The organism is Aurantiacibacter odishensis, from assembly GCF_003605195.1.
Classification (GTDB): domain Bacteria; phylum Pseudomonadota; class Alphaproteobacteria; order Sphingomonadales; family Sphingomonadaceae; genus Alteraurantiacibacter; species Alteraurantiacibacter odishensis.
This window is the reverse complement of sequence record NZ_QYOS01000024.1, coordinates 128,626-143,975: the sequence shown is the minus strand read 5'-3', so window position 1 is coordinate 143,975 and position 15,350 is coordinate 128,626. Positions and strand designations below refer to the sequence as shown.

Here is a 15,350-nt window from a genome sequence, read left to right as displayed (position 1 = left end):
AACAGGCTATTCTGGACGCCGGATCGAGAAGAGCAGCGCGGCCGCCAGGATCACCAGCACGGCGAGCACCACGAACAGGCCGCCGAAGCCGAACACCGGCACCATGGCGAGCGTCAGGCCCGGCATCACCAGCGAAGGCACGGTGTTGGTGAGGTTGAACAATCCAAGGTCCCGCCCCCGGTGCTGCGGACGCGGCAGGACGCGCAGGGTCTGCGCCGAATGCAGGGCGAGGAAGATGGAGGAGGCGAGACCGAACAGGGCATAGCCCGTCAGCGCCAATGGCAGCTCCGCCGCGAGCGCCATGCCCAGCAGCGCGGCACCGGTAACGGTAGCGCAGATCGCCAGCGGCAGGATCGGGCGATTGGTCCTGTCGGTCCAGCGCCCCACCAGCAAGGTGGCGGGAACGGCCAGGAACAGCACCACCCCGAAAACCTGCGCCGCGTCGTTGTCCTCGATGCGTCCGGAGATGGAGCGCAGCCAGATGTAGAGGTAGGCGAACAGCGCAGCCTCGGCGATCTGCACCAGCAGGCGGGCGATCCACATGCGAACGACCACCTGTCGCGGGCGCGGGTCGACGGGCCCGTCCCGCTTCGGCACCGCAGCCATCAGTTCGGGAAAGGCGCGGGGACGACCGAACAACAGCACCGGCAGCACGCACATCGCCACAAGCAGGGCGACCAGTGCGAGGCGCGTGTCCGGCCCGGCCAGGCTAGGTATCGTCACCAACACGCCCGATGCAGCGCCCATCGCCGGGGCGAGCGAGAGGAGGCCGCCGAGGAAGCCCTTCTGTCGGTCCGGCACGAAGTCCCCCGCCATGGCCGCCAGCGGTGCCAGCATCATGTTAAGGCCGAGTTGCCACGCGACCAGCAGGCCCAGCAGTGCGGGCAGCCCCTCTGCCAGGGCCATCGCCGGCAGCAGGGCGCAGGTCAGCACCAGTCCCGCCGCGACCCACAGGCCGCGCCTGCCGGTCTTGTCCGAAAGCCAGCCGAACAGGACGTTGGAAAGGCTCGCCATCACCGCACCCGCAAAGGCGCAGTAGGCCAGCCAGCTGACATGCGCGCCGCCCGCCATCGCTTCCACCCGCACGGGGAGCAGAATAGTAAGGAAGGGAACGTAGGCCATCGCCCCGCCAGCAGCGGCGAGCGCATAGAGCAGCATGAAACGCGGGTGCTGCCGTTCACCCGCAGGCGGCTCGGCGGGCGGCTCGCTCACGCGGGTTTCGGCGGCGGCGCGACCGATTCGCGTTCGACCAGCCCGCCCTCGACCACCACCGGCATCGGCGGCAGTTCCTCGCCTCGCTGCGTCTTGATCAGCAGCTCCACCGCGCGCGATACGGTTTCCGCGATCGGCTGGTCTATCGCTGTCAGCGGGGGACGCACGAAGCGGACGACGGGCGTGTTGTCGAAGCTGATGATCGAGAGGTCGCGCGGCACTTCCAGCCCCATTTCGTGGGCCACCGTGTTCGTCGCCATCGCCATCTGGTCGTTGCTGGCGATGATGGCAGTAGGACGGTTCGCCTGACCCAGCAGGATGCGCGCTGACTGTTCGCCAGAGGCAAAGCTGAAATCGCCGCGCTCGCACAGACCCTCGGTATCGAGACCGTGCGCCTCCATCGCGGAAAGCCAGCCATCCTTGCGCCACTGGCTGATGATGTATTCCCGCGATCCGGCGATGAAACCGATGCGGGTATGGCCCTTCTCGACCAGGTAATCCGTCGCCATGCGCGCCAGCTGGTCGTCACCCATGGTGATCGCCAGCCCGCCGTTCAGGCGCGCGCCGATCTTCACGTAGGGGATCTTGTGCTTGTCGAGCAGACCGGTGATCAGCTTGTTCTCTCCGTGCGGCGGGGTGAGGACCACGCCGTCTGGCTGCAGCGCGGCAATCGCGCCTTTCAGCTCCCGCTCCACGTGATCCGAATGGGTATCCACCAGCTCGAACAGCAGGCGATAGCCGTATTCGGCGCATTTCAGCATTCCGCCAAGCAGCATCTGGTCGATCCAGTCGCTGCCCTCCCGCGCGCGCCAGTCCTCAATCGTGCGCTCGCGATCATTGAGCGCGAGGATGATGTAACTGCGCGATCCGCTCATGCGCTGGGCGGCGATGGAAGGCACGTAACCCAGCTTGTCGATGGATGCCTGCACCCGCTCCTTCATCTCCGGGCGGACATTGGCCTCGTTGTTGATGACGCGGCTGACCGTCTGCAGCGAGACCCCCGCATCGGCGGCAACGTGCTTGATGGTCACGGATTGTCGGCGGCGTGCCATGAGTATTCAGTTCCCTGTACAGCCTCGACCGGTAGCGGCATCGGCATCGCATTGCCAGACGCGCACCCAGTCGACTTCCAGTTGCTTGGGAAAACCCCCCGTGGAGACGCCGCCAAGCGCGGTCGATTCCGGCCAGTTGCCGCCCACGGCAAGGTTCAGGATAAGGTGGAAGTCGCGGTCGAACGGTGCCAGCGGATCGCTGCTCGCCCCGGTCCACCATTCAGAGGAATCGATGGATCCATAGGGCACCCCGTCGAGCTCCCAGGTGAAGCGCCCCTCCTCCCAGATAACGGCGTAGGTGTGCCAGTCGCCGTCCAGCACCTGCGGCGCGGAAACCTCGCGGTTGGTGTATTCGTTGCCCGGCACCTGCGCACCGTAGTGCAGCGTGCCGAGGATCGAATTCTCTCCGCCGTCCTCGCAGGTGGCGCATTCCACGCCGAGGTTCACCGCTTCAAGAATGTCGATCTCGCCCGACAGGGGCCAGCCGCCATAGACCTCGTCTTCCGGCAGCATCCAGAACGCGGGCCACACGCCCTGCCCCTGCGGCAGGCGCGCGCGCATTTCGAACCGGCCATAGCGCCAGTCCGCCTTGCCCTTCGTGGTGATCTTGCCGGAGGTGAAATCTTGCGTCTTCTGCTCGTCGGGATCGTTCTGGAACGGGGCCATGTGCGCGGGCCAGGCATCGCCCGTGTAGCTCTCCTCTCGCGCGGACAGCACCAGTGCGCCGTTCTCCACGCGAACGTTGTCGGCCCGCGCGGTGTAGCATTGCCGTTCCCGATTCCCGCCGCCCCAACAATCGGCAATGACGTTCCATCGCGAAGTATCGAGCTGCGGCGCGTCGAATTCGTCCGCCCAGACAAGCTGCCAGTTGCCGCTTGCTGCGGGGCTGGAAGTCGGGGTGGGAATAGGCGTTGCGGTAGACAGTGGCGGCGGCATGTTGGCCGAGGGTGCCTCACCGCCACCGCAGGCGGAGAGCATCGCTGCCAATAGCGCGCTGGCGCCTCTTGCGCGCCAACCGGGCCAGTCTGCAATCATCGGTTCGTCCTTCCCTCTGCCACCAAGCTTGTCGTCCTTATCGGACAGCCTTAAGGCAATGAAAAAATGGGCCCCCGCGAGGGAACACGCGGGAGCCCATCTGGTCATCTCATCCGGAGGAGCTCCGACTTTAGAAGTCGAAACGGACGAGGAAGGTGAAGCGGCGGTCGTTACGGAAGGCGGAGCGCGTGACGCGCGTGCCGTCGTAGTCGATCACCTGGGAGGTTTCGGTCACTTCATCGAGCAGGTTCACGCCCTGCACACCAATCTTGATGGAGTCGGTGATGTCGTAGAAGATCGACGCGTCCAGCTGGCCGGTGGCTTCCTGCCAGATCGGCGAGAACGGGAAGATGTCGTCTCGCGGCGTGATCAGGAAGGCCGAACGCCAGTTGTAGGCACCGCGCAGCGCCAGCGGACCGCGCTCGTAGAACAGCGTCGCGTTTACCGTGTGCTCCGAAATACCCTGCAGCGGCTGGAGGTTCACGAACGGGCTGCCGTTCAGCGGCCTGCCCGCATTCGCCACAGACGGATTGCCGATGTTCGAGATCAGCGGGTTCGGGAAATCGTTGCCGTTCACGTAGGTGTAGGTGAACTGGCTTCCGAGGCCGCTGAGGAAACCGGGCAGGAAGTCGTAGGTCTGCTGGTGCGCGAACTCGATACCGTACAGCGTGCCGCTGATGTCGTTGGCCGGACCGTTGATGATCACGTCCTGCGACACGCCGCTGGGCGAGGTGTAGTTCACGATGCCCGTGCCGCGGCTGATGATGCCGGTGATGTCCTTGACGAAACCGGCAAGGGTGATCGAGCCGACATCGTCGAAGTACCATTCGGCCGACAGGTCGTAGTTCCACGATTCCACCGGCAGCAGGTTGCGGTTGCCGGTATCGATGCTGAGCAGAGGCCCTGAGTCCACGCGGCCGCTGAAGCCCAGCACGCCGCCGGCGTTGAAGAGCTGCAGGTCAGGCCGCGAGATACCCTTGGACACCGCGCCGCGGATGACCCAGCCCGTGCCGCTGTCGAGGCGGACGTTGAGCGAGGGCAGCCAGTGGTCGAAGGTGATGTCGCGATCATCGGGGATCGCTTCGCCGGTGAACAGCGAGGCGAATTCCTCGAGGCGGGCGCCGGTCAGTTCGCAATAGCGGCGCTCCTGGCCTGCGGGCACCGGGGTGCGGCACAGCGCCTGGATTTCCGACACCTGCACCACGCCGTCGCCGTTGCCGCCGATCGAGGGATCGTCGAACTGGTTGGCCTGCGGGAAGCCGACCAGCGCATCGGAACTGATGGAGGTCTCGACGTAACGCAGGCCGATGTTGCCAGCCAGCGACCAGCCGCTGCTGAAATCGTGGCCGAAGTCGACACGGGCGTAGGCCGCCTTGGTGATTTCCGACACGCCGGAGATTTCGGGTGGGCAGAAGGGATCGCAGGCGATGGTCTCACCGTTCACCGGGTTGGTGTAGGTGCGGCCGTTCACGCCCAGGTTGAAGCGTTCCGGCGAAAGGCCGAACTCGGTGATCTCGTCCCACTGATCGTCGACGTCGCCGGCGAGGTAATCCGCCAGGAAATCGTCACCGCCATAGAACCACGCCTGGCCCATGGGGATAGGCGTTGACGCTTCGCCGCGCTGGAAGCCGTTGGCAAACGGATCGCGCAGGTTGGCATAGTCGGGAAAATCGCTGACGTAGGCACCGCCGCCGATACCGTCGATGTTGCCCGGCACGAGGAACTCGGTGCCAGGATAGGTACCGCCGACATAGAAGCGGCCCGGAGTATAGCCGGTGAAGCCGTCGTCGCCGTCGACCACGCCGTTGCCGTTCCAGTCCTGCACCACTGTGCCCGGAGCGCCCGGCTGGCAACCGCCACCTTCGCCCCACGGCGTACAACCGCCACGGCCGGCCCACGGAGCGGACAGGTTGCCCCAGGTGCTGAAGTTGGTGTTGCGGGTGGTGCGATCGCGGTCCGCCCAGCGCGCGCCGAAAGCGGCCTTGCGGAAGAAGCCGTCGCCGATGTCGTACTCCACGTCGCCGCGCAGCGTGTACATCTCGCCGTCGTTCTGCTCGCGGCTGTCGAGGCCGAACCAGTAGTAGGTGTAGAACCCGCTGGAGAAGTAGTCGTCCGGCGAACCGATCGGCGCGAGGAACTGCACGTCAGGCGTTTCGCCCGACAGGTCGAGATCGATGTCGGCCCAGGTGCTCATTGCCCCGAACACGGCATCGCGCGACAGGTCCGACTTCACGACCTGGCCTTCGAAATTGAAGCGCAGGCGATCGGTCACTTCGAGGAAGACATCCATCGAGTAGTCTTCGGTCACCGTCTGGGTGTCACGCAGGAAGCGCAGCGAATCGATCGGAATGCCGCCACGACCGAACGGGTTGTTGAAAATGTTACCGACCTGGTCGGTCAGGATGCCGGACTGGAACAGGCCGTTCTCGTCGAAGGTCCAGGTGCTGCCTTCGCGCGGATCGGGCGAGGACACGCCATCGTCGATACGGCCGAGCAGGGCGAATTCCTCGGTGAAGAAATTCGCTTCGGAACGCAGGTACTCGGCGGTCACCAGGAAGCGGCCGTCGTTGCTTTCGTACTGCGCTACGGCGGAGATCGCCTCGCGGTCACGGTCGAGGTCGGTCGTGCGCACACCGGCGTACTGCGGCACGATGACCGAGTTCGCGGGCGGGAAGTTGCTCTCATCGAAATTCTGGGTGTCGCCGAAACCGCCCGAGTTCACGTCGAACACGCGCAGGCAGCCGCCCGAAAGGTCGGCATTGCGGTAGCACGGATCGGCAACCTGCGAGGCGTCGGTACGGCTCTTCAGTTCGGAATAGGAATAGGACAGCTGCAGGCCGAAAGTGCCGATGGCGCTGTCGAAGGTGTTGGAGCCCAGGATGTTGAAGGTGGGCGACCACTCTTCACGAAGGTCGCCATAATTTGCCTCGATCGAGCCGGCGATGTTGAGGCCCGGATTGTCGAGCGGCTTGCGCGTCACCAGGTTCACGAGACCGGCGATCTGGCCTTCGATCATGTCGGCGGTGGAGTTCTTGAACACTTCCACGCGGCCCACGAGTTCGGGCGACACGTCCTCGAAGCTGAGGCTGCGGCCACCGGTGGCGGAGAAGATGTCGCGCCCGTTCAGTTCGGAACGCACGTAGGGCAGGCCGCGGATGATGACGCCGGTGCCTTCGACCGAGAAACGGTCGGGGTCGGACGTCTTCTCAAAGCGGCCGATGTTGACGCCGGGAACGCGTTGCAGCGCCTCGGTCACGGAACGGTCGGGCAGCGCGCCCACGTCTTCGGCGGTGATCACGTCGACCACGGTGTCGGCGTTTTCCTTGAAGTCCTGCGCCGACTGCAGCGAGGCGCGGAAGCCGCTGACGATGATGACGTTTTCATCCGCGGGCATGGCCTCGCCGGATTCCTGCTCCATCTCTTCTTCGACGGTATCCTGCGCGTGGGCCACGTTGGCGGCCACCATGCACAGGGCAAGGCCGGAAACCCCGGCAAGTGCGCGGCCGCGGCGGCCGAAGGCTACAGTACGACTATCGATTCGAGCTGACACAGAATGCTCTCCCCTTTGATCCGCCAGCTTTTTCGCGGGCGGTATCGCTCCAAAACTCACAGCGCCCATGCGGCGCTTCACCCTCTGCATACCGATATTGTGAGCGTTCACAATAGCAAAAATGAACGTTCCCATTTGCAGATGCATGGTGTAACATTTTTGCATTACCCGGCCTCGCCGCCCTCTGCATCACCGCCTTTCGGGCGGGTTTTACCAACAGGGGGCATTCACGCTAGAACCGGGAAAACGGGAAATTGGCGAGAGACTGATGGCTATTGAAAAGATCGTGATTGTCGGCGGCGGCACCGCCGGGTGGATGGCGGCCGCACCGCTGTCGCGCCTGATGAGAGGTGGCCAGAACGGGGGACGCAACCTCTCCGTCACGCTGGTCGAATCCGAAGTCATCGGTACCGTGGGCGTGGGCGAAGCCACGATCCCCCCGTTCCGCGAGTTCAACCAGGCACTGGAGATCAGCGACCGCGAAATGCTCTCCAACGTGCAGGGCACGTTCAAGCTGGGCATCCAGTTCGAGAACTGGGGCGCCAGGGGTGACAGGTATATCCACCCTTTCGGCAACTACGGCTACACCATCGGCGGCATGTCGTTCCACCAGGTGTGGCACCACATGAAATCGCTGGGCGACAACCGCCCCATCCAGGCCTTCAACGTGGAAACGATGGCCGCCTACTTCGGCCGCTTCATGCGCTCTGCCGACGTGAAGCGCGACGACCTGCCGCCGGTCAATTACGCCTACCACCTCGATGCCGGGCAATATGCGAAGTTCCTGCGCCGCTATGCCGAGGCGCGCGGCGTGGTGCGGCAGGAAGGCAAGGTTTGCGACGTTCAGCGCGATGCCGAGAGCGGGGACGTCACGTCGATCCAGCTCGAGGACGGCACCCGGATCGAGGGCGACCTGTTCATCGACTGCACCGGCTTTCGCGGCCTGCTGATCGAGCAGGTGCTGGAAACGGGTTACGAGGAATGGACGCACTGGCTGCCGTGCAACCGCGCCGTGGCCCTGCCCTGCAACCGCGACGACGGATCGCCGCCCCCGCCCTTCACCCGTGCCATCGCCCACGGCGCGGGCTGGCAATGGCAGGTGCCGCTGCAACACCGCAACGGCAACGGGCACGTCTATTGCGATGCCTTCATGTCGGCGGACGAGGCGACCGATATCCTGGTGAACAACATTGCGGGCAAGCCTACGGCGGACCCCAATCACCTGCGCTTCGTGACCGGCCGCCGGAAGAAATTCTGGAACCACAACGTGGTGGCGCTGGGCCTTTCCGCTGGGTTCATGGAACCGCTCGAGTCCACCTCCATTCACCTGATCAACACCGGCATCAACAAGCTGATCGCCATGCTCAACCTCGACGGGGTGAGCGAGGCGACGCGCAACACCTTCAACCGGCTGACCGGCAAGGAATACGCGCGCATCCGCGACTTCCTGATCCTGCACTACAACGCCACCAGCCGCGACGACACCGAGTTCTGGAATTACTGCCGCACGATGAGCGTGCCCGACAGCCTGACCGAGAAGGTTGAGCTGTTCCAGACCACCGGGCAGATTTTCCGCGAGGAGGACGAACTGTTCACCGAGACCAGCTGGGCCGCGGTGATGATGGGCCAGGGCATCCCGATGCAGGGCAACATCGCCATGGTCGATACGCTGGACCGGGGGGAGACGAAGAGCGAGCTGGACGAGATCGAGAAATCGATCCGGTTCTTCGTCAAGAACATGCCGCCGCACGCGGAATACATCGCGAAATACTGCCCCGCCCCGCCGGTTGGCTGAGGCAGGCGGGCGGCAACGCGAATTTGCCGCGCGTCTGTCATAGATCGGTCATGCAGGCTTGGCACTTACCGAACCGGAATTCACCGGGTCGGGGCCAATGGACCGCATCAGCATATTCACGACAGACGCCGCGGCGGCACGCTTTGCCGAGTTCACGCAGGGCGAGGCCGTGTTCGTGTTCCGCCACCTGCCGCCCGAGGGGCCGATGGCTTTGGTGGACGGGCAGGCGTGGGTCTTCGTCGACTGGGTGATGGATAGCCTGTCCGGCCTCGAGATGGTGCGCCGCCTGCGCGCCGATCCGCGGATGCAGGATGCGCACATCACGATGGTGCTGGAGGAGGACGATCCCGAGGATCGCCGCCGCGCGCTGAAGGCAGGGGCAGACGATTACGCCGTCGGCCCGCTGGACCGGCAGGCAATGCTCGACCGCGTGCTGGCGCTGTTCGCCCAGCGTGCCTGTGCCCGCCGGGTGCAAATCATGGAACTGGGCGACCTGCAGATCAATGTGGCGGGTGAACAGGCGCGCTGGCAGGGTGACCTCGTCTGCCTGCGCCCCAACGAATTCAGGGTGCTGCGCTTCATGGCGGAGAACCCCAACCGCGTACTCACCCGGCAGGAACTGATCGAGGCGCTGGGCAAGGATGGCGACCCCGATTACCTGCGTACCGTCGACGTGTGGATCAAGCGGCTGCGGCAAGGATTGCGGCAGGCTGGTGCCGGACACCTGCTGCGCACCGTCCACGGGCGCGGCTATGTCCTCGACCTGATCTGAATTCTTCCATCGCGAATAACAAAAGGGGCCCCTCGCGCATTGGCGAGAGGCCCCTCCCCTGTTTGCTGGTCCTGTCTCAGAAGGTGAACGACAGCGATGCCGCCAGCTCGGTGCCGCGATCGTAGGTGTTGATCTCAGCCCGGTTCACGCCGTCGGTCTGGTATTCCTCGTTGCGGCGGTTGAAGATGTTGCGCGCTTCCAGCTTCAGTTCCGCCTCGCTGCCCAGCAGGTCAAACCCTTGCCGCGCGACCAGATCGACCGTGAGGCCGGGGTCTTCCACGATATCAGGGAGGCCCGAGGTGCCGCGGCTGGTCACGCGCTCGCTGGCGTAGTTCACCAGCACGGTGAACTGCTGCAGGGTGTCCACGTCCTCCAGGCTCATCTGGAAGTTGACGAGATGGTCTGACTGACCAGTCAGCGGCACGCCGTCCACGAACAGGTTGCTCGCCGCCGTGTCGCCGCCGGGGAACAGGCGCGTGATATCGCCTGCCTCGACCGAGATTTCGGAGTTGGTGTAGGTGTAGTTGCCCAGCACCACCAAAGCCTTGCTCTCGAAGAAGCCGCCCCAGTTGTAGAGATCGAAGGTGTACTGCGCGTCGGCCTCCACACCCCACAGCGTGGCGCTGGGGGCATTGGCGAAGCTGGTGAGCTGAGCGTTGTCGGAGAAGCTGGAGAACGCCTCGATCGGGTTCTCGATATCCTTGTAGAAGCCTGCCACCGAAATCCGGTCGCTGCCGCCGAAGTAGTATTCGCCGCGGACCTCGAAGTTCGTCAGGCGGCTGTCCACCAGGAACGGGTTGCCGTTGAACTGGCGGTTGGTTTCCGGATCGTAATAGGTCTGGAAGATCAGCTCGCGGAACTGCGGGCGGGCCAGCGTCTTTGAAGCGTTGGCGCGCAGCTGCAGGTTGTCCATCGGCTCCACGGTGATCGTGGCGGCGGGCAGCCAGTAATCATTGTTGAGCGCGGTGGAACTGGCGGAGTTGAGCGGGGTGTTGAACACTTCCACCGGATCCACCGTCTGCTCCGCGTCCTCGTAACGCACGCCCACGTCCAGCAGCACGCCCAGCACCGGCTCCCACTCGATCTTGCCGTAACCGGCATGAACGGTGAGTGCCGATGTGAAAGCCGGGTCGTTTTGCGTGGATTCGATCAGCCCGATATCGAAGAAGTCGATGATCGCATCGCCCAGCAGCAGGTCCGGCCGCAGCAGGCCAATGCCGTCGGGGAAGCTGGTGGGTGCGTTGAACAGGAATTCGCGGCGCTCGGAGAAGCGCTCGGTATCGCTGTAGGCATAGCCCACGGTCACGCCCAGTCCTTCGAGGACCGGATAGCTCACGTCGATGCCGCCCGCGTAAAGCTCTTCCTGCAGGTCGGAGAACACGACCGAGGCATCGCCGGTCTGGCGGTCCAGCACGTTGATGAACTGGTCGCTCAGCGGGCCGTTGGCGTTGTCGCGCACATAGGTGAAAGTGTATTCGTAAGGTGCCTCGCGATCGGTGCGGGCGTAGCCGCCGCGCAGGTCGATGCCGAGATCGCCGAACTCCAGCTCGGCCACCAATTGCGTGTCAATCAGCTGGCGTTCGAACCAAGCCGTCTGCTGCTGCACGATGGAATCGTCGTCCTGAAAATCCTCGCCGGTGGAAAGGCGAGCGAGCTTCGAGGTGTCGCGGATGAACAGGTTGGTCCACCGGAACTGGTGATCGCCCACTTCCAGGCCAAAGCCCAGCAGCGCGTTCACCAGCACCGAATTGTCCGTCACCACGTCGCGGAAATCGCTGTCGAGCGTGAAGTCGGCGAGAATCGACTGCGAGGTGATGTCGCGCGTGCGCCACGAGTTGCTGACCGACGCGGTGGCGACGATGCCCAACAGGCCGTCACCGAAAACGTCGAGAGAGGTGCCCGCGGTAAGGCCGGCGGACCAGTTGGGCTGCACGTCCCCGATCTGCTGCACCAGGATCAGGTTCGGGTTGCCAAGCTGCTTGGCAACGTCGAGCTGCGTGAAAGGCGCGCCGTTCACGTTCTGCTGCGGGTCGAGCGGGACGTCGCTCATGCGGATGCCGCTATCGAAGAACGTCTGCAACGCGGGCGGGACGTCGCGCGTGCCATCGTCGAAGCCGAACCAGTCGTAGTCGGAGCCGTAGTAGGACAGGCCGCGCTGGTAGGTCGTCTCGGTGTTGCCGCTGATCCCGGCGCTGATTTCGAGGAAGCTCTCGTCCGGCACGGCGCGGGTGGTGAGGTTGATCACGCCGCCGCCGAATTCACCGGGGAAGTTGGCGGAGTAGGTCTTCTGCACGAGACTGGAGGCGACCACGTTGGTGGGAAAGATATCCAGCGGCACCACGCGGCTGAGCGGCTGCGGCGAAGGCAGCGGTAGGCCGTTGAGCAGTGCCAGCGAATAGCGGTCGCCGAGACCGCGCACGTAGACGAAGCCCTGGCCCTGCACCGAGAGGCCGGTCACGCGGCCCAGCGCGCCGGCGATATCGCCTTCGCCCGTTCGCGCGATTTGCTCTGTCGAGAGGACGTTGACCACCTGGGTGGAATTGCGTTCCGGGTTGCGGTTGATCCGCCCCGTCACGATGATCGAGCCACCGGGGATGGAGACGTCGGTATCGTCGAAGTCTTCCTCCTGCCCTTCGGGTTCGTCGTCCAGCAGTTCGTCCCGCTCCACGTCTTGTTGCGTGGGCGATACGGCGCTGCCTGCCGAATCCTGTGCGAAGGCCGCGCCCGGAATGGTGAGCGCGGTGGTGAGCAGAAGCAGCCCCGCCAGCCGCTTGCCAGTGGTCATTGTCGTGACTCCCCTATGAGTCGATCAGGTAAAAAGACTGGAAGGGGAAGCGCAGCGGATTTCCCGCCTGCGCTCCCCCTTCCACGTTTCATTAAAGGACCGGGATCTCGGTGCAGAGGCCGGTGTTGTTACCGAAGGCCACGGCCGAGGAGTCGCAGGTCCAGCCCTGCGTCCAGTCGTCGGACGCCGTCACGGCACCGATAAAGGTGGTGGTGACGAAGAAGCTGGACAGCGCGGTCGGATCGAAGATCGGCGTATAGCCATCCTCGCTGGCACCGTTCAGGTAACCGCCCGTGATCGTGTGCGTGTAGTCCTTCGTGTTGCCCGCGCCGGCATCGAAGATCGCCTCGGCCTGGGCGGCGGTGGCACCGCCGTTGCTGCCGTTGCGGAAGTTCGTGGTGCAATCCAGCGCGACCGAGTTGAAGCGCACGGTGCCCACATCGTCCAGCCCGGCATTGGCCGCGCGGATCGTTTCCTCGTCGTCGATACGGATGCAGGGGGTGGAGCCCGAGGCATCGAAGATCACGCCGTTGTAGAGACCGTAGTCGGCACCGCCACGGATACGCACCACCTGGTCGGCGGCGCGGCGCTGGATGAAGGTGAAGTTGCTGATCGTGGTGTTCTGACGCGGGGTCTGCTCTTCCAGGCCGTTGCTGGAGTCCGCTTCGATGATCGTGTCACCGATGCCCGCACGCTGCGCCGCGATCACGAACTGCATGTTCGCCTTCACGCCGGTGTCGGTATCGAGCGAGTCGTCTTCCGCACCTGCAACGATGAGGTTGGAGATGTTGACGATGCCGCCGAAGAATTCGACGCCGTCGTCCGACGAGTTGACCGACTGGATGTGGCTGAGCTGTGTGCCCGAACCGGTGCCGCCGGTGGTGAGAGACTGCAGCTCGTTGTCACCCGAGAGCACGAAGCCCGAGTAGCGGATCTGCACGTAGCTCATGGAGCCGGAGCTGTCGTCCGGCGTGGCGCCGCCGAAGAAGCTGGGCGCAGCCGCGCCTTCCACCTGGCGTTCGCAATCCACGGTGCCCGGGGTTGCGGCAGGTTCGAAGCAGTCCGTCACCGGAGCGCGGCCCGAAAGCACCACGCCGCCCCACTGGCCGGAGGAGTTTTCGTTGTTCAGGCCAACGATGTTGTCGCGGCTGGTGAAGATGATCGGCCTGTCGGCGGTGCCGTTGGCATCGATCGTGTTGCCGCGCGTCACGTTCAGGAACGAGGAACCGGCAGCGTAGATGATGACACCGGGCTCGATGGTCAGTTCGACATTGGTGTCGGAAAGGCCGTCGCTCGCGTCCGGAGCCGGGCCGCCGTCGGTGCCCACGTTCACCTGGCCGGGCAGGCGATAGAGCAGGCCGTCGATCTGGCGCAGGGTGGAAGAGGCGTTGAAACGCTGCGGCGTGGCGCACACGCGCCATTCGTCGCCGTTGCTGTTGGAAATGGTGCCCTCGTCAGTCAGGCCCTGCGGGTCGCTGATGGTAGGGCAACCGGCTGCCGGGGTGATGGTCGGCGCGGGAGTTGCCGTCGGCGAAGGCGTCGGCGCGGGTGCGGGCGGATTGTTGATCACCACGTTGCCGCCGGTGCCCGGCGAAGCGATTTCCTCTGCACCGCAAGCGGCAAGCGCCATGGCGGAACAACCAAGGATCAGGAAGCGAGAAAGATTAGTCACGGCGAACGGTCCCCTCAAAAAACCGAGAATCGAAAAAGAAGCGAAGCGAAATGCGATGTCGCGAGAGGACGGCTAGGCGAGCCAAATGACACTTTGGCGACCGTGTGACGGAATTGTGTGACGGATTGTCACATTTCCCGAGAATCGCTGGAATTGAGCGAAAAAATCTTTCCGTGCTGCAGCATATTGCAGTTTTGTGACAATATGACGGTTTTGTTGCAGTCGTCGGCAAGACGGCGCATTATCGTCGGCAAGAGTTTGGGAGAACCATCATGTTTGCCACTACCACCCTTGCCTTCCTGATGCTGGTCCAGGCCGGCCCTACGGCCGCCACCACCCCGTCGGAAATCGAGACCCGCGATGTCGCTTACGAAACCCTCGCCTCGGGTGAGGCACGTGCCGCTATCGAACGCCTGGAGGCCGCTCGCGCCGAGAACCCTGGCGACCCGGCACTGCTGATCAACCTCGGCGCGGCTTACGCCGCCGTCGGCGAATACCGTATGGCCGAGCAGGCCTATCGCGAAGCCATCGCCAGTAACGATCGCTACGACCTCGAACTCGCCAGCGGCGAGTGGGTCGATTCCCGCCAGGCCGCGCGCCTTGCCCTTCTGTCGCTGGACTCGAGTGCCGATTAATCGGCGCGACAGACCATATTATATAGGGCCGAGCCGCCGTTAGAGCGCGCCGGCCCAGCAAACTGCCCGGCTGGCTTCGGCTCGCCGGGCTTTTGCTGTATGGCAGCGCGAAGGGCCGAATTGGCCTGCACTGTCATGCCGTTGTCATTTGTTGTAAGCATTGGGGCGGCTTTGGAGGGTCCCACATGATTCTGCGTTTCTGCACATCCACGCTCGCGTTCGCGGTCGCCGCCGCGTGCGCGCTGCCGGCGCAGGCCGATGTGCTGGAAGTGTCAGTTGACGGGGAAGCGCAGTGGATCGCCGGACCGATGGCCATGGCGGCAACCAGCGTGGACATGAACGCGACCCATGACGGGGCTGCAGCGCCGCTGGCGGAAGTGCCGGTGGAAGCGATCGCGATCGTGCCCGACAGCGCCGTTGCCATCACGGCAGACCATTCCTCCGCCATCCCGCCCGCCTATGCCGCCCACGTCGCGCAGCTGGCCGAGCGTTTCGACCTCTCGCCCGCGCTGCTGGAAGCCGTGGTCTGGCAGGAAAGCCGCTGGCGCGAGAACGCCGTCTCCCCCGCCGGGGCACGAGGCCTTGCCCAGCTGATGCCCGGCACCGCGCGCGATCTTGGCGTGGACCCGGACAACCCGCTCGCCAATCTGGAGGGCGGCGCGCGCTACCTGCGCGAGCAGCTCGACCGGTTCGACGGCGACCTGGAAAAGGCCCTTGCCGCCTACAACGCGGGCCCCGGACGGGTGATCCGTTCGGGCGGTATCCCGCGTATTCGTGAAACACAGGTCTATGTATCCTCGATCATGGGCCGTCTTGCAGACCATTCCCGGAGTTCCGACTGA

The 15,350-nt window shown here is 64.5% G+C and carries 10 protein-coding genes; 4 read left to right on the top strand and 6 right to left on the bottom strand.

Going from position 1 to position 15,350, the window contains the following annotated elements; genetic code table 11:
• Positions 1-6: 6 nt before the first annotated feature.
• The 4 genes from D4Q51_RS09940 to D4Q51_RS09925 all read right to left on the bottom strand — a co-directional run bounded on the left by D4Q51_RS09940 (position 7) and on the right by D4Q51_RS09925 (position 6,849).
• Entirely contained in the window at positions 7-1,212 is a 1,206-nt protein-coding gene (locus D4Q51_RS09940) for an MFS transporter (protein ID WP_240624673.1), read from the bottom strand.
• Entirely contained in the window at positions 1,209-2,264 is a 1,056-nt protein-coding gene (locus D4Q51_RS09935) for a LacI family DNA-binding transcriptional regulator (RefSeq protein ID WP_120077611.1), read from the bottom strand. Before D4Q51_RS09935 ends, D4Q51_RS09940 begins: the two co-directional genes overlap by 4 nt.
• A gap of 6 nt (positions 2,265-2,270) precedes the next feature.
• Positions 2,271-3,299 (bottom strand): glycoside hydrolase family 16 protein, encoded by a 1,029-nt coding sequence (locus D4Q51_RS09930; RefSeq protein WP_240624672.1) that lies wholly within the window; start codon positions 3,297-3,299, stop codon positions 2,271-2,273.
• Between the two features lie 130 nt (positions 3,300-3,429).
• Positions 3,430-6,849 carry a TonB-dependent receptor domain-containing protein gene (locus D4Q51_RS09925; protein WP_240624671.1) on the bottom strand — a complete coding sequence of 1,140 codons (3,420 nt, stop codon included), beginning with the start codon at positions 6,847-6,849 and terminating at the stop codon, positions 3,430-3,432.
• Between the two features lie 268 nt (positions 6,850-7,117).
• Here D4Q51_RS09925 and D4Q51_RS09920 point away from each other — a divergent pair, with 268 nt between their 5' ends.
• Positions 7,118-8,644, top strand: coding sequence for a tryptophan halogenase family protein (locus D4Q51_RS09920; protein ID WP_120077610.1), 1,527 nt, complete (start codon positions 7,118-7,120; stop codon positions 8,642-8,644).
• A 58-nt stretch (positions 8,645-8,702) separates the two neighbouring features.
• Positions 8,703-9,416, top strand: a complete 714-nt coding sequence (locus D4Q51_RS09915) for a response regulator transcription factor (protein ID WP_240624670.1) — start codon at positions 8,703-8,705, stop codon at positions 9,414-9,416.
• Positions 9,417-9,492: 76 nt separating this feature from the next.
• On the opposite strand, the gene D4Q51_RS09910 is transcribed toward D4Q51_RS09915, so the two are convergent.
• Both D4Q51_RS09910 and D4Q51_RS09905 read right to left on the bottom strand, forming a co-directional pair.
• A complete protein-coding gene (locus D4Q51_RS09910) occupies positions 9,493-12,201 on the bottom strand; it encodes a TonB-dependent receptor domain-containing protein (RefSeq protein ID WP_120077608.1) in 2,709 nt (902 codons plus the stop codon).
• 91 nt (positions 12,202-12,292) lie between these two features.
• Positions 12,293-13,873, bottom strand: coding sequence for a hypothetical protein (locus D4Q51_RS09905; RefSeq protein ID WP_120077607.1), 1,581 nt, complete (start codon positions 13,871-13,873; stop codon positions 12,293-12,295).
• A 272-nt stretch (positions 13,874-14,145) separates the two neighbouring features.
• Here D4Q51_RS09905 and D4Q51_RS09900 point away from each other — a divergent pair, with 272 nt between their 5' ends.
• Together D4Q51_RS09900 and D4Q51_RS09895 are read left to right on the top strand one after the other, a co-directional pair.
• Complete coding sequence (locus D4Q51_RS09900) at positions 14,146-14,508, top strand: tetratricopeptide repeat protein (RefSeq protein ID WP_240624669.1); 363 nt, start codon at positions 14,146-14,148, stop codon at positions 14,506-14,508.
• A 185-nt stretch (positions 14,509-14,693) separates the two neighbouring features.
• On the top strand, positions 14,694-15,350 hold the full coding sequence (locus D4Q51_RS09895) for a lytic transglycosylase domain-containing protein (RefSeq protein WP_120077606.1): 657 nt from the start codon (positions 14,694-14,696) through the stop codon (positions 15,348-15,350).